Source organism: Rickettsiella massiliensis 20B, assembly GCF_000257395.1.
Lineage (GTDB): Bacteria > Pseudomonadota > Gammaproteobacteria > Diplorickettsiales > Diplorickettsiaceae > Diplorickettsia > Diplorickettsia massiliensis.
Genome location: NZ_AJGC01000004.1, coordinates 1 through 24,454 on the forward strand (window position 1 = coordinate 1; position 24,454 = coordinate 24,454).

The window sequence follows — 24,454 nt, forward strand, 5'->3', positions numbered from 1 at the left end:
CAAAGGTCATTATGCCCCTGAGAAGAAATTTAATCTCAATCTGGATATCGATGATATCCAAGAAGCAAGGGCACGTGAATTGGCTATCAAATACACTCGAGAATATTAGTTAGAAAGTAAAAAGCTATCATGAAAATATTAATTGCTGGTGCCTCTGGTTTTATTGGAAAAAATCTAGTTTCGTCATTTAATGCGCACGAACATGAGATTACAGTATTAGGACGAGATATTAATATACTAAAAAAAAATTTTCCTAGACATCGTATCCTCGATTGGCAAGGACTTAAAGTAGAATATGCAACCGATTATCAACTGGTAATTAATCTTTGTGGTGAAAAATATTAGTAGATGGACAAGCGATCAAAAAATAAAAATTTTACAAAGCCGCTTAGAAACTACTAGCAATTTGTCTAATTGGGCATTAACCTCCAGTACACCACAATCATTACGTTTTCTTAATGCGAGTGCTGTAGGTATTTATGGCTTGAACACAAGACAAAATACAGAAAACACATTAATAAAAAACCAAAAAAATTGTTTTTCACAACAAGTTGTTCGAGAATGGGAAGCTATAGTCAAGAAAAAACTAGAAAATAAAATTAACTACACTTTAATGCGATTTGGCATAGTGCTAAAAAAGAAACAAGGTATGCTTGAAAAATTAGAAATACCTTATAAATTTGGTTTAGCAAGTATTTTGGGTAATGGGGAACAACAAATTAGTTGGGTCCATATAGAAGATTTAGTACGAGCAATAAATTTTATCATTAAAAATCAAGAACTTTCAGGACCTGTTAATATTGTTGCACCCGGTGTCGTAACACAAAAACAATTAGCAAGAAATTTAGCAAAAACATTGAATCGGCCTTGTTTTCTTAAAATGCCAAATGTTTTAATTAAATTATTATTTGGTCAAATGGGTGAGGAATTATTACTCTCAGGCCAAGAGGTTATTTCTAAACGTCTAAAAGAATCAAGATTCCATTTTAAATATCCAAATTTAGAAGAAGCTATTTTCCATGAATATCAAAACTATTAGCCATAACTATTAAAATTAGATATATTTACCTTGCCAATGAGTAGGTCATCACTCATTGTAGGTGTAATTTTTGTCAGTAAATAAGTAGTAATTTGTTTATTGTGCTGACATCAAACTTAATGTGATAGTTACCCATTAAATGTCGAGTTAAATTTAATTCTAAATTGATATATTAAAATTTAAATATCCAATTTTTTATTGGAGCCTATAAACGATTTTGTTTATGGTGGATTTCATGAGAGGTCTTCATTTTCATTCCAATATCGGCTGTTTTCAGCATAGCATCGATTTTTGCCTTTTCGATATTGATTTGATTTTGGTTACTTTTTTGTTCAATCTCTAATAGAGCTTTAAGATGTTTATTTTCAATGGCTTGTTTCTCAAGCGCTAATTTAGCCATTTTTACTTCACTTTCTATTTGTAATTCTTTTTCTCTTTGTTCAATGCGTTTATCTTCCGAAAATGGTCAAAAAGCAATCCCTCCCCAATAACGAAAAAACCCCCAACCCCAACAAAAAAAAATAAGTGGAAGCCCTTTAAATATCGTTTCATTATATTCAATAATTTGCGTCTCAATGAGTCGATAGCGGACTACTTTGATAATAGAGGTTTTTCTTCTATTGGTTCTTTACAGCTAGATGAAATCTATGATCATAATCATCCATCACTTTTTGATGGACAATATAGTTTTGCAAAGCCAAATGTATTGATTAATGGATATACGGGAGGAGATAACTCTGTTAATTATTGGCCAACAACAGGTAACTTTGGTGGTTCAGAATCAAGAGTCAATAACCTATTTTTAAACATGTTTATTAAATATTAGATATTTTTAGATTAATTAATTGTTGTCCATAAATAGCTCAATTTCTTTTATAGTTTTGTTAGTTAAAGGTTTGGTAAAAATTAAATCAATACCCGCTTCATCGCATTCCTTTTTCACCTCATCGACGGAATGTGCGGTCAGTACAAAAATAGGTAAATGAGGCTTATTATTTGTTTTTTTCCACCGGCGATATTCTTTACAGACCTCCGTTCCTTTGAGTTTAGGTAGGCCAATATCGAGGAGTGCCCAACAAAAAGAATGCGTTTTTAATGTCTCTAACGCCGCTTGTCCATCCATTGTGGTCATCACTTCATAGCCCACCCCCTTTAATTTTTTTTTGATTACATGTAGCATAACCAGATTATCTTCAGAAATTAGCACGCAACCGCTTTTTATTTGAGGTTTTTTACTTGGCGCAAATATGGTCTTTACTTTATCTGTCTTTTCCGGTGCTAAAGAAAAGGTGAAAGATAAAGTAAAACAACTTCCTTTTCCTTTTTTACTCGCTACGTTTATTTCACCGCCTAGAAGAGTTAATATTTCCTTAACCAAATATAACCCCAAACCGTAGCCGCTATATTCTGCTAAATAAGAAGGATGTTCACGGTAGAAGCGGTCAAATATCTTATTGATATTTTCTCTCGCAATCCCTATCCCGGTATCCGCTATTTTGGCCTCTACGTTTGCACAACCTTTTTCTACCCTTAATAACTTAACAGTAAAACGTATTTCACCGATCTTGGTAAATTTAACCGCATTCGATAAGATATTGAGAAAGATACGTTTTAACTTAATTCTATCGCTCAAAATAAGTGGTAAATTTTGATCAATCTCTAAAGTTAGTTTTAATCCTTTCGTATAGGCAGCAGGCTCCATTAATGCATAAAGCTCTTTCATTAACCCTGATAAATCTAATGGTTCTATTTTTACAGAATCCGTCATTTGCTCGGTATCAGTCACTTTAATCACGGCATTAAGCAATTCGAGTAATTGATTGCCTGTATCGTAAATCATTTGACCGTACTCTTTTGACTCCTGTAATGACTCTAAACCTCCTGCTTGAAGTTGAGCTAACCCGATCACTCCAGCTAAAGGCGTTCTAATATCATGTGCCATGTTTTGTAGGAATTCTTGTTTCGCAAGATGGGCTTGTTTTTGTTCTGTGATATCAAATGCAGTTCCAAGAATAGCTACTATTTCACCTGTTGTTGAGAAAAGTGGTTTTCGTTTAGTTATGTAATAGTGACCGCTATAGGATTCTTCGCCTAATATTTCTTTGCTTGATTTTAAAATAGCTTGGCAACATTCCCAGCTATAGTCATCCCAATAGCTAATGTGTTTACCAATATACTCGTCAAGACTTTTTAAATTTAATGTATTTAAGATACGTTGATTTCCCCATAGAAGATAACCCTCATTATTAACGACAAAAACATTACCAGGTAATAAATTAATTAAGTCTTCAGTAATATTACTTTCTATAGGTCCTAATGAGCGCAGCACATTATAAATATTTTTCATAAAGAAAGCCGTCTACCTTGATATGATTCTTCTAATTCTAATAATTCAAAGTCTTCTGGTAAATTATCAGAAGGTATCTTAGAAAAAAACTGTGGGAAGTATAAGTTCTCAATACTTTTAGTAGGATCAATCAATTTTTTAGAAACAAGGGAAGGTAAGCTACGTTTTTTTTCAAAAGAATACCTTAACCAAGGCAAAAATTGATTAATTGATTGAGATAGTTTGTCATAGGTATAATTAACTGCTTCATTTTTACAGCCCGGATAGGTAATAAAATCAAATCCTAAATTAAGCAGTGGTCCCCATATAGCTGATTCTTCGAGTAAATAGTTTTTAGCCGCAGCAAAGCAAGCATTCGGACTGGGTGGATTTTTCCAATTTTTTCTTCGATCTGAAAGTTTTTGGGCATAGTCACCAGAAAGTCTATTGACTATCTCTTGAAAGCTTTTGTCTTGTTCATATAACTGTTCTACTTCCCTATATGATTTTTTAAAATCATCGCAGCTTAATAATTTTTTCCAGCGCCATATCTCTATATTTACCTTTGGATCAAGGCAAAAAGATAATGATTTGCTATTTTGTCTAATCCAATCAGTCCCTTTTTTATGGGCTAATCTTTTAATGTTAGTAGGTACTAAATTTGGATTTAAGCCTAAATAGTGCTCTTGTAAACTGTCAGTCAATATGATAACAAGCTTTCTTACTCCGCGCTTTTTATGAAGAAGATTAATGCGCCTAGTAAACGCCTCAAACTTCTCACCCCTTTGTGAAGGCTGATCCATGCTAATGACATTAACAATAGAAAAATCCCGTTTAGTGGGGTGTTGTTTTAGGTGTTTTTCTAGGCCATTTATTTTTGCATGTAGTTCCATAGATTTTATAATTTTTAGAGTGGATTTTTAATTCTAACATAGAAATTATGCTACTGAAATCCTGCTTAAGCGCTATTCGCACGCTAAATCCTTCAATTTGATTCATGCTAGAAGGTTCATTGGTAATTATGTTCTTTAAAAAATATAATCTTTTATTATCGTTTATTATGAATTTTTTATTAGGGTCAATCATATAAATAAAGGGATTTCTAATTTAAAGGTTGAACCTTTACCTAATTCACTTTCTAGGGCTATGGTGCCTTTCAAATCTTTTAATAGCTGTTTAACAAGATATAAACCCATACCAACCCCTGTAAATTCTGAACTTTTAAAGGTTGCCTCAACTATGTTTTTGCAGCCTAGTTTTTTTATACTTCGTTTTCGATGAAATGAACGAGCATCTAATATTTGCTCAATACTCTTTATAGATACTCCTCTGAAAATAAGTTATGAATTTATTATAGGGGTATTAATTAAATTATTCTTATTAATAGATGTCATATCGATAATTAAAATTAATAATCCTCTAAAACCTTTTTCAGAGTAAGGTATTCGTATAATTCCATTTTATTCGTCCTGTCTTAGTGATTGCAATAAGCTCCATTGGTAAAATAAAGTTTATTGCGTTTACAATTTTTTGAATAGTTTTTATAATCATATATTTATTCTTAATGTTTATTTATATAAATAAATAGATTGATTTTATGAAAAATATCTTAAAATAATAAAACTTAAGGCTAGTTCTCATTATGAATCATCTCTTTTTTTAAAAATTATTTTATTATTTAGAAATTTTATTGTAATAAATTATTAACCGTACAAGATAACTTTTCTGTAGAATATGGCTTAATTAAAACCGCATCTGCCCCTAAATTAATATATTTTGGAATATCCTTTTCACTTAATTGTGCGCTACCTAAAATTAAAGGAATTTTTTTATATTTCTCTGACTGACGAACAAATTTAATGATTTCAATCCCTGGCTTATCCGGTAAACATAAATCAGTTAAAATAAGACTATAAACATTTTCTTGAATTGTTTTAAGTGCTGTTATCGCATCATCGGCTGTCTCAACTTCATAGCCGAGATTTAAAAGTTGTTCTTGGATAATACGTTGGCAAATAAAATTATCTTCCACTAACAAAATAGTTTTTATATCTTGATCTTGTTTTTTTCCATTTTAATTCCTGTTTTTATTTGTATAACAAGGAAATAAAGTATGAATAAAAATTAAGCAGAATATAACTACTCAAAAGTGTAGTATGCCTACTTAGGTATTATTTCTATAATGCGTAAAAACTATACTAATTTAGTGTTTTTATGGTTTTTTGTAAATGGCGTAGAGAAAAGAAGAAATTTAGCTGACAGCTGATTTTGAAGGGCTACTCAAAAGAGTAGGGTATTGTATTAAATTTTTTTAGATTGGCGAATAAAGTCATAGCGTAGTCCAACTAAAATAGCTTCTATTATGTTTTTACAGCCTAGTTTTTTAATTATACTTTTACGGTAATATTTTATAGAGTTGATTGATAGTCCAAGAATCTTAGCTGACTGTTTTATACTCTTACCTTGTGCGGCGAGTGAGAGACATTTTTTTCTTGTAATGTTAGTTGACTATTAAAAAGTAAGGTATGTTTAATAAACATACCTTCAAGCAAGGATTTCATTACTTGGAATTGGAAATTGTTTGGTTTTTTATTTCCAAAAAATAGAAGATAGTCATTCGCTTTTTCTGTCAAATATTTTTCTTCTTTTTCCGATATAAAATAAGAAAAGATTTCTAAAAGATTAGGTGCCATTACTTTCTCAAAGCTTAAAAAATATAAGTATGGCTTTTAATTTTATTTAATATAACTACACAGAAGTGTAGTTAGAGCTTGGAGGCGTTATTTCTCCATAACGAATTGCAATAGAAATAGCTTGTTTAATGTTCTTACAAGACAATTTTTTTAAGATAGTGCGAATGTGAAACTTCACTCCATCTATTTCAATTTTCATTAATGTGGAAATTTCTTTGATTGTTTTACCTTGCATTGTATGATATAAAAATTCTTTTTCTCGGCTAGTTAAATGCCGATTCCAAGATAATGGCTGTTGTAACCATACATTAAATAACACGTCTTCCATGATTAAACATTGCTTTTTTGTAGGTTTTCTATTTCCTAATTTTTCCAAATAAACTTTTATAATAGCCTGTCTAAATGCTTTTTCTTCTTTCATTGGATACTGCGTATAACCTTAATAGTAGTGGAATACGCAGTATCTAAGAATCAATTAATAAAAAACTAGTACTTGTTTAAGTAGTTGACAACTCATTTATAGGTTGTTCTAGTAATCCATACGAGATCGCTTTCGTAATAGCTTGGCTCATACTTTTACAATTTAACTTTAAGAAAATATTACGTTTATGCATATTGACCATATGAGGCGTAATTTTCATAAATTTAGCGATTCTAGCTATCTTTTTCCCTTGGGTTGAAAGTAACAAGCATTGCTTTTCGCGGCGCGTTAAACGATTATTTAAATTAAGAGGACGTATGACACAGACATGTGAAATTAATGATTTCATTTCAATTAATTGGGTTTTAGTCGGTTTTTTATTACCAAAAAACTGTAGGTATAATTTGGCTAGAATTTCAAAAAAATGATTTTCTTCTTCTCTTAATTTGCATTCAAAGTCAGATCGATTTATTCTTTGAGCAACCATGATCAAATCTCCGGTTTGATTGTGGCCAGACAGTGATAGGGTGGTCGAACACTCTTTCGCTGTCCCCCTTAAGTGGGGTTTGGCAGTGAATGTTATTTCTTTGGGTTTATATTGCCTGAGTTTGTTTTTTTAATTGTTTTTATCCTCCTAGGCTGTGAAATAAGTGGTAGAGCACGCCTTCTGATGCGACCAAGGTCAAAGCCAAACCAATGGTCCATTTCAAAAGAGAGCGCTTAACTTTATAAAGATTTGCCTCTAAGCGGTCTAATCGCTGAATTAAGCGAAATTCACTGTCTTGATTGAAAGTAGGGTTATACTTCATCGTGTTATCCTCATGATTGATTCGTTTGTTCAGAGCTTTTAATGGAGTGCTCCGTTACGTTTTCTGATCTTGGTCTTGTGAGTGACGCTTTCTTCTCCTTAAACACTTTGCGCATTTCGGCCTTATCCTTTTCCGAATAGTCGCCATGCTTGATAACTTCGGTCAGTTGGTTCAGTTCGTCTTGAGTTTGAGCGGATTGAATCTTTTCACGTATTTTGACAACTGAAGGTTGCTTCGCTTCGATTACAAGTGGTTTAACCTCAGCCTTTAAATGCTGTTGCAATTCCTCAATTAAGGCATGCGACGGATTAATTGAAGTCATTTCTTTTTCGACCGGAAGATCTTCTACTTCTTCACGAATATTTAAACCCTTAAGCACATCCGCAAAGGCATCGCGTAAGGCAAATCCTCTGGCACGCATTTGTAACATTCTGGCCGGGTATTTTTTATAGGTATCTCTACTCCATAAACCCGCTCGTTTAGCATCATCAATACCAAACGATCGGATGACTTTCATCTCCAATCCCTTGCGTTTAATCGTACAGGTTGCAACTCCATTGACTTCCAAATTACCCTCTATCTTTTCTTCGATATATTCCAACTCACCAGAGGCCTGGACAAGGGCTAGGGCAGCATCACCCCAGACACAAGGGCGATCGTTGATTACAGCGATGTTTTGCAAGGCTTGCATGGGTTTTAATCCGACCTCCAAGCCCATTAAAATAGCGACTAAGACATCTTCCGGATGATTTCGATATTTAGAAGGGCAAAAATTACTCCTCGATATCGCATTAGAAAACTTCATGGTTTGTTCTAGTTCTACTGCACTCGGTAATAAACTATAAGTTTGTGTACTGGGTAACATTGTTTTTCTCCTAGTTAAAGGCATAGCGGGGTAGGGATATTTCTTGTGTTTCATAGGCAGGCCAATCATTTTCTTTTAAGCAATATTGGTATCGTGCAAGTAGGTGCTTAAATTCTTCATAGCCTTTTTCTAAAGCGGCGGCATCTAATTTGTATGTCGAAACGACATATGGAGATGATTTCTCTATTACAATGAACCAGAACGATTGGATGTCAATCTGTTTAATAACTCTCAATGCCTCTCGAATCATTGCCACTTGAATATGATAACCGTAGTCGTGCACGGCCTTAGAAAACGACCAGGCGCTTCCATCTTGGGCTGTTTTAAGATCAACTACTAAGCCGTTGTGTAAAATATCTGGGCGGCATTTACATAAAATATCTGTATCCAGATCCTTCCAATAAATCGATTGCTCTATTTCCGCATTTTGAATTAACTGTACAGCCAGAGTGTTTTTCTCAAAACTGGCTTTCATTGCGCATAATTCTTCATATTGTGCTTCAGTGAGAAGGCTTCGATTACCCATCGTTTCCTGTAACTGTTTCCATTTCTCAGCACCGGCCTTGGTTCGTTTATCTACTTTCGGTAAAACAAAAAGCTGCTCTTCAAATTTTTCAGGTTCTAAAATTGTCGTATGTAATGCATATCCCAAAATTTGAGCTGGGGTAGGGGACTCAGGGATGTAATCTGGGTTTTTATACTTATACCAGTAGTGGTACGGCGAGCGTTTAAACTCCCATAAAAGTCCGTTAGGCGAGCTGATATTTGGTAACATTGCGATATATATTCGCTTGCTGGTTGTCGTAGATAGACTAATTGATTTAGACTAAAGTTAGCCATGATTTACTCCAGTTCAGTAGATTGTGGTTAGCATTGCTAGGGTGCTTCGAACCACCTTAGCTATGCGCTTGTAAGTCAACTTAACTTACATAGCAGACTAATAGTATACTTGTTGTCTGTTATATGCAAGCTTTTTATTTTTCATATTTTTTTATGATATGTTCTATTCCTTCTTTGCAAAGCTGATTCATATTACTTTCTTCTTTTACGGCAATTAACTTTAATTTTTCCCACATTTCATAATTTACATATAAAGTTATAACTTTTTTACCTATACGATCTTTACGCTTACTTTCGTTGCTTTCCACCACGATTCGACCCAAATTATAAAAATGAATAATAAATTGATACTAGTTTAATAGTATAGCAGACTTATAGTATAAAGATATTGAATTTATTTAAATAATATGCCAATATTGGCATATAAAGGCTATTTATGAAAAAATTAGAATGGGTGAATAGTAGTAAAAAAGATTTAATGGAATTTCCAGAAGAAGTGATTCAAGAAATAGGGTATGCACTTTATCTCTCTCAGAAAGGAGAACACTATTGTAAGGCGAAACCTTTTAAAGGATGCGGATCTGGAGTGTATGAAATAGCTATAGAATACGATAAAAATGCTTATCGATCCGTCTATATAGTGAATTTAGGAGATACTATTTACGTAGTACATTGCTTCCAAAAAAATCAAAGAGTGGAATAAAAACCCCTAAAGAAGAAATAGAACTCATTAAACAACGGTTAAAACTACTAAGGTCTAAAATCAATTAGAGGTAATAATTATGAATATAAAAAGAGGATAAATTGGAACTTACAAAATCAAGCGGAAATGTATTTTCTGATATTGGCCTGCCAAATTCAGATAAATACTTGGCAAAAGCAGAACTTGCTAGACAGATTAACCATATTATTTCAAAACGTTCTTTAAAACAAATAGATGCTGCTAAAGTTTTAGGTGTAGATCAACCAAAAATTTCTTCACTAAGCTGTGGAAGATTAGACGATTTTTCCATAGAGAGGCTTATTGATTTCTTAAATAAATTAGATCGTGATGTTGAAATTATTGTTAAGAAAAAACCAACCAAAAGGAAAGATCATGGTCATTTGCTAGTAGCATTTGCCTAATAAATTTTTGGTTAATCAAGGACTAATACAAGCTTTCCCGCAAGAGAAAGAGGTTATCATGACATTTGCACAACAACTTGAACAAAAAGGTTTAAAAAAAGGCCTAGAACAAGGCCGTAGGGAAGAAGACTTTGTTATTGCTAAAAGAATGCTAGATATGGGCATCGATCATGAGATTATTAAGAAAGCGACCGGCTTATCAGACCAAGATTTACTTAGTTTAGAGGATTGATATTTTCAAAAGCCGGTGGCCGGTATAGCCTTGAAGAAGGCTTATTCGCTAGAAAAATCAAACGAATCACCAGCTATTCAATGAATAAAAGTTATTTCCCTTCTATCCACCACTGACCGTCTGCAAGCGTTCGATTATTATTTTCTCTTTTCGATTTCGTTCCCCATTCTCCAGTATAAGGATTTATATTGCCTTTCGTCGACCAATTATTATTGAAATTACCATCAGGATTACTGCGATAATGAGGCCTCACGGAAGTTCCATCTTTACGATGATAGCCGTGACAAACACATCGCATAACGCCAATGAGTCGGAAGCGAAGCGTCAAGGAAGTTCAAGCTCAGCGAGCGAGAGATAAAGAAGAGGCGGAAGCTCAGCGAGCGAGAGATAAAGAAGAGGCGAAAGCTCAGCGAGTAAGAGATAAAGAAGAGGCAGAAGCAAAACTCAAAGCGCTTGAAGCAAGATTCTCTCAATTTCTTACTCCTTCAACTCAACCCGCACTGGAATCAAGATCTGCTACGGCTTCCAATGAGGAGAGTCCAGAAAGTAGTCAAAATACTCGTTTCTTTAAACCTTAGTTATCAAGGAGGAGGGAATGCCTAGGAGGACATGTTGAGTCAATTATTGAATCAAATGGATGAATATCTTTCCAATAGACCATTTAAACGTCGTTGGTGGTCGAGAAGCTGGAAATCGTATCTGAAAATTCATCCTCCTTTAAGTGAGGAGGCGCCTTTATGGAAACGTAGTCTAGATGAACTTCATTCATTACGTTTATTTGATTTAAGTCCAGAAGAACTGGGCCGAAAAATAGAACACTATTGGAAAAAGCCGCGTTGGCGCCGTTGGTTTTCTTATTTTGGGATGAATAAGAAGATTGATGTTTGGAACTACTATCAACGTTGTTTAGCCTATCAAGCGGTACGTCCGGATCATTTGGAACAAGCAAGCGTAGTGATGCCGAGCGCGTATACGTCATTTTTTAAAGAATTAGCGTTATGTTTATATCAAGTAAATGCCAAATTTGAAACGTATATAGAAAAACGTAATCCAAGGTGGTTAGAAACGCATTATTCAGAAGAAATTAACGCTTACACACAACGGTTGAAAGAAACCTTTTTAACGAAGCTACGTCAATCTTTAAAAAAGATGAAGATAGAAGGGGAAGAGCACGGATTTATTCTAAAACAACAAGCTGAACAGGAATATCAGCAAGTCGAAGCACTGATGTTGCGTTATTATCATCAAAGATTGAATTACTTTTTTTCACAGTCCCTGCCAGGGAATCTTATCCCAGAGAGAGTCAATGAAGTGATTCAAGACGAGGAATGGGTCGATCTAGAAGATGAAGTGTTAGAGGAGAATTTAGAGCCGGGTCGAGCGTATGTCATGGTGGTTGCTCCGGGTTCTTCGCAAACTGCATCTTCTTCGTCCCCATTACCTGTCCCGAGAGAAGTACATCCAACTGAAATTCACTCATTACATGGGGCTAAAGAATGGATAAAAAATCAAAGGCAATGTTTAAATTCATTGATAGCAGAAGGTTCGCTACAAAAAGTGGATGCACTGTTACAAACTAGCTTCAATGAAATTAAAACCATCACTGATCTTTATTTGGAATACTGCGACGCAGTGCTTTCTGATATTGAAGAGAAACAAGAAGACTATGGAATATTCTTAAAATATTTAAATAACTTACAGTGTCAATTAAAGCCTTTATTACAGGGAGGGATGCTCTTATTTCATCCCGATCATATGATGAGTTTAACACCTTCGCAAGCGATGTGGGAACTGATAGGCCGTTACAGTCAATGTTACATAGATCAATATCGGTACTATTTAGGTAAATTTGAAAATTACCGTTTGCGTATTGAAGACTTATCCCTTCTTGAGCAACAAAAATTGCAAAGACAGCCATTCTCATCAGAATGGTCTGATCTAGGACAACATGTTCAGGAATTAAGTCAATCAATTGAAGAATTGAAACAATCACTTAAAGAATTTACTAAGCAATTGAGAGAAATCGAAGCTAAAAGAGCACAAGATAAGGAAGCATGGGAAGCGAAGCTCAAGGAAGATCAAGCTCAGCGAGCGAGCGATAAAGAAGAGGCGGAAGCGAAGCTCAAGGAAGTTCAAGCTCAACGAGCGAGAGATAAAGAAGAGTCGGAAGCGAAGCTCAAGGAAGTTCAAGCTCAGCGAGCGAGCGATAAAGAAGAGGCGGAAGCTCAGCGAGTAAGAGATAAAGAAGAGGCAGAAGCTCAGCGAGCAAGAGATAAAGAAGAGGCGGAAGCAAAACTCAAAGGGCTTGAAGCAAGATTCTCTCAATTTTTTACGCCTGTAACTCAACCCGCACTGGACTCAAGATCTACGACGGCTTCTAATCAGGAAAGTTCAGAAAATAGCCATAATACAGACTTCTTTAAATTTTAGTTATATTGAGGCGTAAGTTATTGATTTAATACATATCCGATAATCCCAATTATCGGAAGTTATCTTTTGTTTTTTGCGAAAATGTTACCCTTCAGAATGTAAAGTTTAGCCATGATCCTTTTTACCTTTCATATCGTTAATTAAATCTATAATTTCATCATCGTATACATTTGGTAAATCTTTTTCATCGGTATAACCGAGCCTTTTTAAGGTTTCCAACTGATGCTCCTTAGGTAGCTCTGCAATTTTGCTTGCTTCACTTATAGAAACAATATCATGATTTATAGCCGCCCTTAATTTTTTTATCCTATAAATAAATATATTTTTTAAATCTTTATACTCCTCTAACTTAAAACCTACACAGTTAGCTGCAAATTCCTCATTCTCCAAATCTGTTAATTGGTCAAACATGATTTAATATTGGCCTTAAAAGCTATTAAATTAGTTTCAATATAGTATATATATAATTCACTCCAATATTTCCAAAAACACAAAAATTGACTTTCACTGACTTTAATAATATTGTGTACGCATAAGTACTCAATTTTAGGTGATTTATGAAAGCTTCAAATGTTATAAAAGTTGGGATGCGGGAGTTTCGTTCTCATTTAAATCAATATTTATTAACCTCAAAACCTGTTGCTATTACCAGACATGGTGAAACAATGGGTTATTATATTCCTACGCGACAAAATATTGAAAAAACAGAGTTAGATGATTTAAAACAAGCAGCTATTGAACTTAAAAAAATATTAACTAGTCATGGCATAACTGAAGATGAATTGCTCAATGAATTTAAACTGTCTAGAAAGGGAAACAAAAAATAATGTTTCCTCACATACTCGTATTAGACGCAAACATATTAATTCGCGCTGTTTTAGGAAATAAATTAAAAAAAATAGTGAAAATTGCTGATGAAGAAATTTATAAAGAATACATGCCACAAGCAAAAGAAAGAATGAAAAATCGAGATATTGAAGATTAGCCAATTGCAGCTACTTCATTAGCTTTGGAATGCCCAATTTAGACGGAGGATAAAGATTTTTTTTGGCTCAGGATTTTCTATATGGATAACAGATAATATTCATTTATTTTTTGAAAATATATAAAGTGAAATAAATTTATACTAAAAGTAGTTCATGAATTTAAAAAGGTATTAAATGAAAGATAAAATTCTGGAGAAAGCAAGTTTAGTTGTTAGAAATCAAAGTATGGAGATAAATAATGAATTTAGCCAAATAGAATATGATGTTGAAATTGAAATTATTAGCTTAGCAGAAAGCTTAAATAAATCTAAAAGTTTTGTTGGAGATCTTTTAACTATACAAAAGTCTTTACGTGATGATTGGGAATAATAAAGTTAAGTTACATTTAGGTACAATTTATCCATATTGAAAAATGGAAAGGCCATAATAATGGAAGAAAAATTGGATTATCGGCTACTAGAAAAAAAAGTTTATAATTGTGTAGATGAAACTACAGAAATGATGCAAAAATTGTTAGATGGCCATAGCTATACATTTGTAGAGTCGTCTGATTTATAATAATGTTCTTTTTTTAATAACTTAGCGTGTAATTTGGCGATGAAAATCTTTGTGTCGGTGGTTCGATTCCACCCTCGGCCACCAGAAAATCAACGACTTACACTACTTTTAAATCATCCCCAAAATTCCCGTGCTGGACTTTTTACAGCGTGTTTCAAATGCTTGGGTTTACTTGAGTGTAGGGTCCTCCTGTCCCCTACAGCTCCTTGTATGTATTAACACAAATACGAACATTAACAAAAGAAAACAAAAAATTGCGTCATAGCCAATTCTCCCTAATTATTATCTTTACCGAACAAGCTGCTGTCGCTCAATCGATGAAATATTAAGACAGGAATGATTGGCGGTTAAATTATAAGCAGGCTTTGGTTGAAAAAATGACGGGGCCTTTTTTTTAGACACGTGATTTATATTGGTTGATCGCACGGTAGCCGCACGTTTAGCTTGGCACGCCAGCATTTCTTCTTCATAACCTGTTTTATTGATAGCATCATAGTGTTTTAGTGCGTCTGCAACACGTTGTTCCACTAATGCGACTGAATCCACCGAGTCTATACTAACGCTGCTAGGGGTTATATGCTCCAGTTTATTTATTCGCTCAACAAAAGAACGCCAACCTAAACAGCTAAGTATCCATTTTGTTAATAAAAAATTATCCGCTATCGTTTCATTAAAACGCCATGCTGCACTGCGATAGGCTGGCTCTGATTCATTTACTTTCGTTCCCTGTGCTTCCTTCTTTTTTGTTTCAATAAGAGCTATTTTTGAATCATGTTTTGTTAATTTAGCTTCTGCCACCACAGGAATTGATTCTAATAACGGGGCTGCAACAGCGGCAGGCGCAAGAACCGTCAACGCCGCATCGGCCCGAAGACGTTGTCTTATTAACTGGTTACGATACACATAACCCAATCCTGCCCATCCTGCTAATCCAGCAAGCAAAATACCTGCACCGGCTATCATCGGCGATACATAATCATCTTTTAGATCGGCCCATAATGTTCTATTTACCGTGTTGTCTTCTATGTGATCAGGATGAGAACGTACAGAACGAGAATTAGGATTATTTTTTATAGAAATAAGGTATCTCGCTACCGCACTTTGGTTCGCTATTATTTCAATCTCACTGTCACGGAAATGAATAAAGTTCGTCACATTAATATCCGCTTTCGCCTCATCAAGCAGATATCTCCCTACCTCATAACAATTCCTTTTTTCATACCGAGTCCCTGTAAACGGTCTACGCCCTGATTCCTCTAGAATAACAACATCTAGTGCAGTCATCTCGCTTAGAGTATCCGTTTTAAAATTAACATCAACACCTCTTTCTTCAATAAGGTATTTTACTACTGGCACATGATTAAATTTGGCAGCTATATGCAGAGCATAATGACCTGAGGATTTAGCACTATAAAAATCAACTTGTTGTTCCTCAATAAGATACTTAACCAATTCTAAATGACCAAAATGCGCTGCATCAAGCAAAGGCCGAGAAGTATCGTACGTTAGTATATTAGGTCCCATCTGTTTATCTTCAATGAGATATTTGACGATGGATAATCGGTTATGGCGTATCGCTTCATTTAGAAGGGGCGCTAATTCCTTAAGTTTTATACGAATATCACCAAGCTCATGGATACCCAACCCCTTATATTGATACTTCTCCTCAAAAAAATACTTAAATATATCTATGTCGCCCGATTTAGCAGCGTATTTAATGCTGTCAAATTTAGGGTTATTAGAATCGACTGGTAGCTTGTAATTAATCCCTTTAACTTCAACAAAGTACTTAACTTGTTGCAAGGAACCCGATTCAATTGCTAAGCCAAATAGTGCGACACCACGCTCATCCTTGATATCAAAAGCAACGCTTTTCATATCGATTAGATATTTAACGATATTTAAATAGCCTGAGCGAACAAACCAACATAAATCTGATTTACTAACTGCACTCTCAGGGTCAAAATCAATTTTTTTCTCATCGATTAGATATTTTACGACAGCTAACTTGGTTTTTTCTAAATTAGCATAAGGCATATATTCCGTTAGTGAACTAATTTTTTTGCTATTAATAAATTTATCAATTATAAATTTAAAGACATCCCAATGGTTTTTTAACACCGATTCATCTATAGCAGCTATTCCTGCGTCGTTTTTAGTTTCAAGCAGAATGCTATCTTGTTCTGCAAGAAATTTCACCGCTTCTAAATGATTCACACTCGTCGCCAAAATGGTTGCTGTATCACCCTGTTTTGTTTTTGAATTCAAGTTAGCACCCTTTTTAATAAGCAATTCCATTGTCACTACATCACCCTTTAAAGCAGCGAAATCCAGTACGGTGAACCCATTTTCATCGGCGACATTAACATCGACCCTTTTATCTTCAAGCAAAATACCCAGCGTACTTGTTCTTTGGGCAATATAAGCTACATGTAAAGCGGTAAAACCATGGTTATCTCGTGAGTTAATCTCAATTGTATTAAGACTTAATATCTCTTTAACAAGTACGTCATCCCCCCTTTCGGCTGCGATAGACAGCGGTGTCTGACCGGTGTTAGTTTTTAAATTAATATCGGCACCCAGCATTAATAAACCCTGAAAAAAGGCGTTATTGCTTAATTTCGCCGCAATACAAATGGACGTGTAACCATTAGCATCTCGTACATTAATAATATTTCTACCTGCAAATTTAATCACCATAAGCACATTTTCAATCGATGCACTCTTCGCTGCTGCATGAATTGCTTGCCTTCCTTTTTCAAACGTTGCCGTCGGATTGGCACCCTGGGTTATATAAAATTCTCCCATTTTCCGCGCTATGTCCTTATGAGGTTCTAGAGCGGCATTATAGAAATCTTTATCGACATCTCTAAAATAAGTTTTGTTAGGATCCTCAACGACTGCCACTAACTCAGGATTATCCTGATCAAATTTTCTATAAATAAGTCGTGTCATATTTTGTTGCCCCCTACCAATATCAATCCGCGGATTTGCTTTATTGGATAAGCTGTAGGGAGGTGACCAATCAGATATCTGATAATAAATATCCTTACTTTGGTCCTTGTATTGCATGGCGTAGCTTATTTTTTGTTTACTTCGCCATGGATCAAACGACATAATTGATGAAACAGAAAAATCGTAGCTTAATTGTTGTGTAGGTGTATCACGCAATAATTGACCAAAAGCATTGAGCTCATCTCTTGTTCTGACTAAGTAATTCATCTCATTTATTGCAAATTTATGCACAGCTTCTCTTTCTTTTTTAATAAGTTCTGAATCCCTGATAGATTCAAGCACTTTAATCAGTTTATTAATTAATCCTGCCCCACCGGTTAACTTGCCTGTAAATTCTACTAGCGTGCTTGAATACAAATGATAATGACGATTATAAGCCTCAACGTTACTTTTTTGACGGTAGTAACGCATTAGGTAATGTCGGCCTTGCAATAGAAAGTGCATTAGTTTGGTATAAGTATCGATTGCGGTACAGGATAATCCTAAGAGCATAAAAGCCTGCTCATCCGTAGGATTTTTTGCTACAGCCAATTTCTGATTAATAATGTCATTTAACATCCTATCTAGACTATCCAGGGCCGGAGAAGTCATGTCCCTTTTTAACTCGAATAACAAACCATTTTCTTGTTCCAGCGCTCTAATTAATGCATCTTCATTGAGGTTATTGATTAGATATTGCTTCTCTACCAATAAATTAATAAAAATGGTTAAACTTGAACTCATTTGGCGTACTTTATCACCCGAAAGATCATTCAATATTTTTTCTATTAATTTAAAACCAGATTGTATAGCCTCATAATTCCTATTTAAACTCTCCTGTAATTCTTCAAAGGGAATATTGTCACAATCTTTTGATACGCTCAGCAGGTTGAACGTAACCTTTGCTAAATAAGCTGAACCGACTACCGCCATTTTAGCAGGCCCGCCCACTAAACCCACTTTATCAAACCCTAAAACGCTGTTAATCCCTGGAGCGATAGCATCCAACGCAGTCGAAATAAATTTTATACGCTTGCAGCTTTTTTTCCTATCTTCTAGCGCGGAACGCTTAACTCGCGAAAGATTATTCGACCCCTTAAAAATAATCTCATTATTTACGGTTTGATTGCTATTGATTGTATTATTGGTAGGCATGATTCAATATCCTTATTTTTTTTAATGTCAATAAATCCTAAAATTAGGATGGTACCCGGTGCATTAATCACGATCAACGCGCGGCATCGCACTAAAGTAACAAATCAACTAGTACTTGTCATTACCATAGCGACATTAATTTCTTAAGTTATTTATTTAATATAAATAATACAAATAATATAAATTTTTAGATGAAAATGTCTATTGACTCGTTGTAAATTTTTTCACGCTACAGATTCATCATTTGATTTAATTTTTATAATCAATAAATGCTTAAGGTTTTTTTAGACTCTATAACAATTTAATTTATGTATTTTTTTAAATACTAGTTTTTTTTTGTATAAAGATAGTCCTTTTTCTAAACTGGTTAAATATGCATCTAGTTTATTTTTTAAACAAGTTAAATTACTAATTTTTTCCTCTGTTTTTTTTATTTTTAATAAAGTTTTACTTTTCCATCATTGCAATAATGGGTGACATGTTTTCACTGTTCATGTTTTAACCTATTCAAAATAAAAGTTTTAAATTACCTTTAGTAATATCAGTAAAATTCTCACGAATCTTTTTTATTGGCCAATCCCACCATTGTAATTTTAATAATCCATCAATAGTTTCATCATCCAATCGCTTATGGATAAGCTTTACTGGATTCCCACCTATGGATGATGAGATACGCACCCACAAAAATATAGCTGTTTTAGTTTTTGCTCAAAAATATTCAGCTTTGAATCAAGATATTCAAGATTGGATAGATTAATATAATAGGCGAGCTAGAAAAGGGTTATTTATCCAGTGAACAATGCCAAACTTTATTGTATTATACCTTTAGGGAATCAGATACTTTTGATGTTAAACAACTACTAGAAAAGCTAAAAAACATACAAACTTATGGGAAAGATATTATAAGTGTTGCACAGAAACTTGAACAAAAAGGGCTGTAAAAAGGCCTACAGCAAGGCAAAAGAGAAGAAGAATTTGTTATTGCTAAAAAAATGATCGCTAGAGGGGCTGATCGTGAGTTTATTAAGGACATATCTGATAAAGATTTGCTCAGTCTTAAAGATTAACCATAAGGGAGAGAATTTAATAATTAAACAAGAATTTGACTATCGGTTATTAGAAAAATAAAATTAGACTTATTGAAAAGCAAGTATTGAAAATACTTGCTAATGCGAATAAAGCTAATATGAGGCCTGATAGCTTTATTGTAAATGAATAAAATCTAACTAGGCATTAATAAAGTTTTTTCATGATTATAATTTAAAACCTCAAAAAAATACTTTTGTTAAAATCAAACTTTAAGCCAGCTTTTTCAAATAATTTATTTTCTCGTAGTTCTTTTATTTTAGTAACTTTCTTTCCAGACATTTATTATCCTTAGTTTAATATAAATTATTGATTTAATGTATATTTTATTAATTTCGATAAAAAAACTTATCGGAGGTAATTACATGGATTGTGAAGGCAGTGACTTTGAAATTGTTTCTTTTCAAGCGCATCATCAATTTGCTTAGAAAAAAATGATAGTGTCCTTGACCTTTCTGGAAGAATGTAACGTGGTGTAGAATGAGTGGCAGGCCCCGCTGTTTTTATTACAACAGGAGATCCTTCAGGACAACTAATTACTCTAATTCTACTGTATTGTAAGTCCCTTTCAAGGAAATAATTAGCTATTGCTAATAAGGTAGACTTTAGCTTTAAAATAATACACTCTAATTTATTGGAATACATTTCTTCTTTAATAAATGCTTCTAGTGGCTCTAATGCATCGTTGAAATCTGTAATCTTCTTTTTTATTAAACTAATGTTCTTATCATCTAAAGTTAACTCATTTTTAATAGCAAGTAATTGATCCAAACCTTTAAAGCAATCTTTTAGCTTAGTGAGGAGTAATAAATATTCATCCTCTTTATTATTTCTATCATTACAAACTCTATGCTGAAATCTGGAATCTAATTCATTATAAAATTCGTCTAGTTCTTTTTTTAATTTAATGTACCAACCATTAAGCTCATCATCTTTAAAATCATAAAACTCTTGAAAGAAAGAACCAATCATTTCACTATAACTCATAAATACTCCTATTAGTTATCCATATCTATTTTTATAATTCACCTTTTAACACTAGCTTTAAGCCCAAATTACTAAAGTCTATATGCATAAAAAATTATTTAGATAATCTATTATATTCAAATAATAAACTATTAAATAAATTAGCCTCCTTTAATGCATCTATACCGTTCTCAAGGATTTTTTTAAACTTCTATATTGGCTTAAGGTAAACTCTACTCTATTAGCAGCAAATTGTTCTATTTCTTCGTCAGTCATTTGATCGAATTTATTTTTTTCCATTTTTTCCATTTTTTTCCTTAGTTTTATTTTTTTCAGGAATAAAAATATGCCATTACTAAAACATAAATACAAATATTTTTTTAAAGTCCTACCGATTAATATAATAAAAAACCGATTATATTTATATAAGATAATCTTTCTTAACCGTTTCCCAAATATTCTCTTTAAAAAATAAAGCCTTAATTTTGAATTTTTAGGTGTAATATCGTTTAACCCCTTTTTTTGAGTTATATTATTAACTTCATCGGAACTTAAATTTCTACTCCACTCCTCTACTGCTAAATCGAATGCTACTTCTTCAAGTTTCTTGAGACGTTCTTGCTCTGCCCTTTTACGTTCTATCAACTCACGTAGAACAATCTCTTTAGGTGATTTATAGTCTTTTTCATGCCACGCTTCCCCTTTTCTTAAAACACCCATTAACACATTAAGTGGATCTTTGTAGTTACTGAATTTAGGGTTATTTTTTAATCCAAAAGCAAAATGGTTATTGATTCCTGAATAATTTCTGGCGATGTAATGTTTATGACGTAAAGTTGTTTGAGTTGCGTTAAGGAAAATCCATGTTCTTGTAACGGTTCAATATTGATCGCTTTCCACTCCTCAGGTAACAACTGCTCTACTCTAGTAGTAGTATTTATATTATTACTACTACTATATACAAAATCATTGTTACTATATTTGTTTCTATATATGTCCCCATTTTCAATATAATTTTCATCGAGTGATTTAGGGAGACAATGAAAAAGATTTATACACTCTTTTATAATGAAATTAGGCACAATTATTTTTGTTGTTCCTAAACGACCATGTTGCCCATCCCCTTTTAATAAAATAGATTTTTTCTGAAGCCTTTTTATTGAAGTTCTAACAACGTCTTTAGTTCTATTTATCCTAATAGATAGTGTTTCAGGGATATCAATCATATTCTCATTATTAGATATACTTTTTATATATGCTGTAATTTCTTCCATAATTTCTTTTTGAGACCCTGTCGTTTTTCTCAGTATTTTTATTATTTTTTCTTCTTCTTCAGTACTCTTTGAATCTATTTGTACCTGTTTTTTGATACTACTTTCCGTACCTATATTTGTACCTATATTACTTTTATGTTCATTTTCACTTTTTTTATCCTCGTTAGGAGGCGTGGTTTTTTCAGATCTATCAATAGATGCAATATCATCCCAAGCCCTTCTTATAATTGGCTCAAAATTTTTCCTTTTTCTTGTTTTGTGTTTCTTTAAAATATCTTCGGCAGTAGTCATAAATGACTTCCTACTCTAGTACAGGGGATGTTTCAGTAGCTTTTACCGTATCTTTCTGCATCATTTCGATAATTTCTTTTGTTAACGCATCAATGTCTTCTTTAGCTGTTGATTTACGCAAGGAATCAAAAATAGTTTTCTCTTTGCTTTTAATATTAGGAAATTCTTGGCTTGTTCTTATTACACTTTTAAGTAATCTTGAAGATAACTTCTCTTCATTAAGGATCTTGCTTAGATAACTACTAGATAAAACTGTTCTAGAGTCAAATTTGTTAAGTAAAATCTTCCAATTTATTTGTGTATTAAATTATTAGGATATATTATGAAGTTCTTTATCCATAACCTTTAACCCATCGTAAGAGTAAATATCTGGATTTAATGGCGTAATTACTAAGTCAGAACTTAATATTGCCGAGCAAGTTGCAAGATGTAAGTTTGGCGGACAATCAAAAATGATCATATTGTATCTTTTAAAGATATGTTTAGATATATTATTAAATAAAAAATCTAAACTTTTCCTATGTACCATTAAATAACCATCTAATACGACATTATTTAAACGGCTTGGCACTAAGTCTAATCCAGGCATCACAGATAAGATGGATTCTTCTGCTTCTGCATTTTTATCAACTGCTACAATAGTTAGGTTTAAGCGAAGGATTACTTAGCTCTTGAGTAGTTGCTATTCGTTTTTTTAATTCTTCCAAAACTTCTGGGGCAGGAATAATTTCATTTAAACTAAAATATTTACGGGTTATGGGATTGCAACGTTGGCTTGGATCAGATGGATTGCGTTCTCTAATATTTAAAATTTCAACTAAATCATATATTTCATTAGATTTATTATCAGGAAGTAATTCATTGGGAAGCCTAACCGGGATAGTAGGGGCAGTCAGGCCAATAGGCGATCGAAATGTATTGCCTAAAATTTGCGTAGTTAATAAATTATTATATTTCTCTTCTAGATTTTCTTTTAAACAACTTTTAATATGATTATGCATCTCTGAATTAAATCGATCCCAACACAATTGAATTATCGGAGGAATAGTTAAACCATCAACACGCCCAACATCAGGCAATAAGCGATTCAATAAATCTATATTTAAATAATTAATTTTAATACTTTCTACTGAAGTAACTCGAACCAATGGAAATTGACTAATAAAAACAGGGATTGGAGCTTTTTCAAAAGCTATTAAATTTATTTCACTTAATTTCAAAAAATACTTTTGAAATTTGTTTTGTATAGAAGCATTTGGAGGATTAGATATGCGTGGACGAATTCTTATAGAGTCAGCCTCCATTGTAGTTCTAAAATGCATATCACCGACTAAACTTAAAGTTAATTTTATCAAGCTCATTAAGGTTTTTTTCTGTTCTTCTGTTAATTGATTATAATTAGACATAGTTATTTTTTTAAATTCAATTGACTAATATAATGATAACATATTAATGGGGTAAGGCGGGTAGTTTTACAGTTAAAATTGCCTGTTTTAAGCGTTGCACTTAGGATCTGAATCCGCGTCAAAAAAGAAAATATAAATTCCGATAAATTTCTCTTATCGGAATTTAAGTGCTATATTTAATGGATCACTGCCTTATCGCCATTTTCTGAATATCCATAAAGTTCCTTTAATTTTTTAACCATTAAGGACGCTATTTATTTGTTTTCATCTAAAGATAAGCTATTAGGATGGAAATAATTTTTCGCTATATTTTAAAATATTTAAAATTTTAATTAATTGATTCCTTCTTCAGATAATGCATCCTTTACGGACTGACGTTCCAATACTCGATTAAAATAATCACTAATATTTTTATACTTTTCCAAATCAAACTTAAGAACAATAGCCAATCTCAGTATTGCAAAAAGATGAGCATCAGCTATACAAAAATTGTCTCCTTGTAGATATTGTTTACCTTTCAAAACCCCGTCTAAATAAATAAAATTTTTTCCTAAATTATCGCGCACTATTACTTTGTAATCTTCTGGTGTATTGGACTTAAAAAGTGGACTAAACCCTTTATGCAATTCGGTTGAAATATAATTTAACCACTCAATAGTATGGTAGCGTAACAGACTTCCAATCGGTGGAAACAAGCCTGAACTTGGCAACTGATCCGCTAAATACTGTACGATTGCAACTCCTTCAGTCAGCAAGCTTCCATTATCCAATAATAATGCTGGCACCTGACCTTTAGGATTTATTTTCAGATAATCTGTACCTAATTCTGTCTTCTTTTTAACTAAATCTATTTTTTCTAATGTAAAATCTAGACCTATTTCACGTAACACTATATGCGGGGATAATGAGCAAGCTCCTGGAGCATAAAATAGTTTCATTTTAAAATTTTCTCCTATTT

34 protein-coding genes are annotated in these 24,454 nt (G+C 33.2%); 11 read left to right on the forward strand and 23 right to left on the reverse strand.

Going from position 1 to position 24,454, the window contains the following annotated elements; genetic code table 11:
- Window positions 1–129: 129 nt before the first annotated feature.
- A complete protein-coding gene (locus S3O_RS19945; RefSeq protein WP_202798045.1) occupies window positions 130–345 on the forward strand; it encodes an NAD-dependent epimerase/dehydratase family protein in 216 nt (71 codons plus the stop codon).
- On the forward strand, window positions 329–1,039 hold the full coding sequence (locus S3O_RS14850) for a TIGR01777 family oxidoreductase (protein ID WP_202798046.1): 711 nt from the start codon (window positions 329–331) through the stop codon (window positions 1,037–1,039). The genes S3O_RS19945 and S3O_RS14850 overlap by 17 nt, the downstream gene beginning before the upstream one ends.
- A 205-nt stretch (window positions 1,040–1,244) precedes the next feature.
- Here the strand turns inward: S3O_RS14850 and S3O_RS0109785 are convergent, their stop codons facing one another.
- Window positions 1,245–1,439 (reverse strand): hypothetical protein, encoded by a 195-nt coding sequence (locus S3O_RS0109785; RefSeq protein WP_010598942.1) that lies wholly within the window; start codon window positions 1,437–1,439, stop codon window positions 1,245–1,247.
- 165 nt (window positions 1,440–1,604) lie between these two features.
- On the opposite strand from S3O_RS0109785, the gene S3O_RS12805 reads away from it, so the two are divergent.
- Entirely contained in the window at window positions 1,605–1,865 is a 261-nt protein-coding gene (locus S3O_RS12805; protein ID WP_156792883.1) for a hypothetical protein, read from the forward strand.
- A gap of 15 nt (window positions 1,866–1,880) precedes the next feature.
- On the opposite strand, the gene S3O_RS0109795 is transcribed toward S3O_RS12805, so the two are convergent.
- The 12 genes from S3O_RS0109795 to S3O_RS17595 all read right to left on the reverse strand — a co-directional run bounded on the left by S3O_RS0109795 (window position 1,881) and on the right by S3O_RS17595 (window position 9,304).
- Complete coding sequence (locus S3O_RS0109795; protein WP_010598944.1) at window positions 1,881–3,386, reverse strand: ATP-binding protein; 1,506 nt, start codon at window positions 3,384–3,386, stop codon at window positions 1,881–1,883.
- The gene (locus tag S3O_RS0109800) at window positions 3,383–4,258 is read right to left on the reverse strand and encodes a hypothetical protein (RefSeq protein WP_156792884.1); all 876 of its coding nucleotides are present in this window, start codon (window positions 4,256–4,258) and stop codon (window positions 3,383–3,385) included. Before S3O_RS0109800 ends, S3O_RS0109795 begins: the two co-directional genes overlap by 4 nt.
- A 189-nt stretch (window positions 4,259–4,447) precedes the next feature.
- Window positions 4,448–4,702, reverse strand: coding sequence for a sensor histidine kinase (locus S3O_RS20210; protein WP_328264378.1), 255 nt, complete (start codon window positions 4,700–4,702; stop codon window positions 4,448–4,450).
- 350 nt (window positions 4,703–5,052) lie between these two features.
- Window positions 5,053–5,397 (reverse strand): response regulator, encoded by a 345-nt coding sequence (locus S3O_RS12810; RefSeq protein ID WP_192805945.1) that lies wholly within the window; start codon window positions 5,395–5,397, stop codon window positions 5,053–5,055.
- Between the two features lie 269 nt (window positions 5,398–5,666).
- A complete protein-coding gene (locus S3O_RS20600) occupies window positions 5,667–5,864 on the reverse strand; it encodes a helix-turn-helix transcriptional regulator (protein WP_083827771.1) in 198 nt (65 codons plus the stop codon).
- Window positions 5,816–6,058, reverse strand: a complete 243-nt coding sequence (locus tag S3O_RS0109820) for a hypothetical protein (RefSeq protein ID WP_010598949.1) — start codon at window positions 6,056–6,058, stop codon at window positions 5,816–5,818. Before S3O_RS0109820 ends, S3O_RS20600 begins: the two co-directional genes overlap by 49 nt.
- Window positions 6,059–6,113: 55 nt before the next feature.
- A complete protein-coding gene (locus S3O_RS12815) occupies window positions 6,114–6,479 on the reverse strand; it encodes a helix-turn-helix transcriptional regulator (protein WP_010598950.1) in 366 nt (121 codons plus the stop codon).
- A 76-nt stretch (window positions 6,480–6,555) separates the two neighbouring features.
- Window positions 6,556–6,966 carry a helix-turn-helix transcriptional regulator gene (locus tag S3O_RS16100; RefSeq protein ID WP_010598951.1) on the reverse strand — a complete coding sequence of 137 codons (411 nt, stop codon included), beginning with the start codon at window positions 6,964–6,966 and terminating at the stop codon, window positions 6,556–6,558.
- A 139-nt stretch (window positions 6,967–7,105) separates the two neighbouring features.
- Complete coding sequence (locus S3O_RS0109835) at window positions 7,106–7,288, reverse strand: hypothetical protein (RefSeq protein WP_010598952.1); 183 nt, start codon at window positions 7,286–7,288, stop codon at window positions 7,106–7,108.
- Between the two features lie 10 nt (window positions 7,289–7,298).
- Window positions 7,299–8,153: a hypothetical protein gene (locus S3O_RS16105; RefSeq protein WP_010598953.1), complete on the reverse strand. Its 855-nt coding sequence runs from the start codon at window positions 8,151–8,153 to the stop codon at window positions 7,299–7,301.
- Between the two features lie 10 nt (window positions 8,154–8,163).
- Window positions 8,164–8,928: a PD-(D/E)XK nuclease-like domain-containing protein gene (locus S3O_RS0109845; protein ID WP_010598954.1), complete on the reverse strand. Its 765-nt coding sequence runs from the start codon at window positions 8,926–8,928 to the stop codon at window positions 8,164–8,166.
- Window positions 8,929–9,127: 199 nt separating this feature from the next.
- Window positions 9,128–9,304, reverse strand: a complete 177-nt coding sequence (locus tag S3O_RS17595) for a ribbon-helix-helix domain-containing protein (protein ID WP_192805946.1) — start codon at window positions 9,302–9,304, stop codon at window positions 9,128–9,130.
- A 125-nt stretch (window positions 9,305–9,429) separates the two neighbouring features.
- Between S3O_RS17595 and S3O_RS14855 the strand changes: the two genes are divergently transcribed.
- The 3 genes from S3O_RS14855 (at window position 9,430) to S3O_RS12830 (ending at window position 10,350) form a co-directional block, all read left to right on the forward strand.
- Window positions 9,430–9,696, forward strand: a complete 267-nt coding sequence (locus S3O_RS14855; protein WP_010598955.1) for a type II toxin-antitoxin system RelE/ParE family toxin — start codon at window positions 9,430–9,432, stop codon at window positions 9,694–9,696.
- A 101-nt stretch (window positions 9,697–9,797) separates the two neighbouring features.
- On the forward strand, window positions 9,798–10,118 hold the full coding sequence (locus S3O_RS0109860) for a helix-turn-helix domain-containing protein (RefSeq protein WP_010598956.1): 321 nt from the start codon (window positions 9,798–9,800) through the stop codon (window positions 10,116–10,118).
- 58 nt (window positions 10,119–10,176) lie between these two features.
- Window positions 10,177–10,350: a transposase gene (locus S3O_RS12830; protein WP_083827772.1), complete on the forward strand. Its 174-nt coding sequence runs from the start codon at window positions 10,177–10,179 to the stop codon at window positions 10,348–10,350.
- Window positions 10,351–10,441: 91 nt separating this feature from the next.
- On the opposite strand, the gene S3O_RS18325 is transcribed toward S3O_RS12830, so the two are convergent.
- A complete protein-coding gene (locus S3O_RS18325; RefSeq protein WP_010598958.1) occupies window positions 10,442–10,603 on the reverse strand; it encodes a hypothetical protein in 162 nt (53 codons plus the stop codon).
- 52 nt (window positions 10,604–10,655) lie between these two features.
- On the opposite strand from S3O_RS18325, the gene S3O_RS17605 reads away from it, so the two are divergent.
- Together S3O_RS17605 and S3O_RS0109875 are read left to right on the forward strand one after the other, a co-directional pair.
- Complete coding sequence (locus S3O_RS17605) at window positions 10,656–10,928, forward strand: hypothetical protein (protein WP_010598959.1); 273 nt, start codon at window positions 10,656–10,658, stop codon at window positions 10,926–10,928.
- Window positions 10,929–10,959: 31 nt separating this feature from the next.
- Window positions 10,960–12,780 carry a hypothetical protein gene (locus tag S3O_RS0109875; protein WP_010598960.1) on the forward strand — a complete coding sequence of 607 codons (1,821 nt, stop codon included), beginning with the start codon at window positions 10,960–10,962 and terminating at the stop codon, window positions 12,778–12,780.
- A 105-nt stretch (window positions 12,781–12,885) separates the two neighbouring features.
- Here S3O_RS0109875 and S3O_RS0109880 read toward each other — a convergent pair whose 3' ends face one another.
- Window positions 12,886–13,191 carry a hypothetical protein gene (locus S3O_RS0109880; RefSeq protein ID WP_010598961.1) on the reverse strand — a complete coding sequence of 102 codons (306 nt, stop codon included), beginning with the start codon at window positions 13,189–13,191 and terminating at the stop codon, window positions 12,886–12,888.
- A gap of 146 nt (window positions 13,192–13,337) precedes the next feature.
- On the opposite strand from S3O_RS0109880, the gene S3O_RS0109885 reads away from it, so the two are divergent.
- The 3 genes from S3O_RS0109885 (at window position 13,338) to S3O_RS0109895 (ending at window position 14,135) form a co-directional block, all read left to right on the forward strand.
- Window positions 13,338–13,607 (forward strand): prevent-host-death protein, encoded by a 270-nt coding sequence (locus S3O_RS0109885; RefSeq protein WP_010598962.1) that lies wholly within the window; start codon window positions 13,338–13,340, stop codon window positions 13,605–13,607.
- A complete protein-coding gene (locus S3O_RS17610; protein ID WP_010598963.1) occupies window positions 13,607–13,765 on the forward strand; it encodes a hypothetical protein in 159 nt (52 codons plus the stop codon). Before S3O_RS0109885 ends, S3O_RS17610 begins: the two co-directional genes overlap by 1 nt.
- Before the next feature lie 175 nt (window positions 13,766–13,940).
- The gene (locus S3O_RS0109895) at window positions 13,941–14,135 is read left to right on the forward strand and encodes a hypothetical protein (RefSeq protein ID WP_010598964.1); all 195 of its coding nucleotides are present in this window, start codon (window positions 13,941–13,943) and stop codon (window positions 14,133–14,135) included.
- Between the two features lie 477 nt (window positions 14,136–14,612).
- Here S3O_RS0109895 and S3O_RS0109905 read toward each other — a convergent pair whose 3' ends face one another.
- The 8 genes from S3O_RS0109905 to gstA all read right to left on the reverse strand — a co-directional run bounded on the left by S3O_RS0109905 (window position 14,613) and on the right by gstA (window position 24,434).
- Window positions 14,613–18,473: an ankyrin repeat domain-containing protein gene (locus tag S3O_RS0109905; RefSeq protein WP_010598965.1), complete on the reverse strand. Its 3,861-nt coding sequence runs from the start codon at window positions 18,471–18,473 to the stop codon at window positions 14,613–14,615.
- A 507-nt stretch (window positions 18,474–18,980) separates the two neighbouring features.
- Window positions 18,981–19,151: a hypothetical protein gene (locus tag S3O_RS17615; protein ID WP_192805947.1), complete on the reverse strand. Its 171-nt coding sequence runs from the start codon at window positions 19,149–19,151 to the stop codon at window positions 18,981–18,983.
- Window positions 19,152–19,907: 756 nt separating this feature from the next.
- Complete coding sequence (locus S3O_RS0109920) at window positions 19,908–20,546, reverse strand: hypothetical protein (RefSeq protein ID WP_010598967.1); 639 nt, start codon at window positions 20,544–20,546, stop codon at window positions 19,908–19,910.
- Between the two features lie 159 nt (window positions 20,547–20,705).
- Window positions 20,706–21,251 (reverse strand): hypothetical protein, encoded by a 546-nt coding sequence (locus S3O_RS0109925; protein WP_029463779.1) that lies wholly within the window; start codon window positions 21,249–21,251, stop codon window positions 20,706–20,708.
- A gap of 41 nt (window positions 21,252–21,292) precedes the next feature.
- A complete protein-coding gene (locus S3O_RS0109930; protein WP_010598969.1) occupies window positions 21,293–22,090 on the reverse strand; it encodes a hypothetical protein in 798 nt (265 codons plus the stop codon).
- A gap of 310 nt (window positions 22,091–22,400) precedes the next feature.
- On the reverse strand, window positions 22,401–22,679 hold the full coding sequence (locus S3O_RS0109940; RefSeq protein ID WP_010598970.1) for a ParA family protein: 279 nt from the start codon (window positions 22,677–22,679) through the stop codon (window positions 22,401–22,403).
- Window positions 22,680–22,716: 37 nt separating this feature from the next.
- A complete protein-coding gene (locus S3O_RS0109945) occupies window positions 22,717–23,496 on the reverse strand; it encodes a hypothetical protein (protein WP_010598971.1) in 780 nt (259 codons plus the stop codon).
- A gap of 332 nt (window positions 23,497–23,828) precedes the next feature.
- Complete coding sequence (gstA, locus tag S3O_RS0109950) at window positions 23,829–24,434, reverse strand: glutathione transferase GstA (protein ID WP_010598972.1); 606 nt, start codon at window positions 24,432–24,434, stop codon at window positions 23,829–23,831.
- Between the last annotated feature and the right edge of the window lie 20 nt (window positions 24,435–24,454).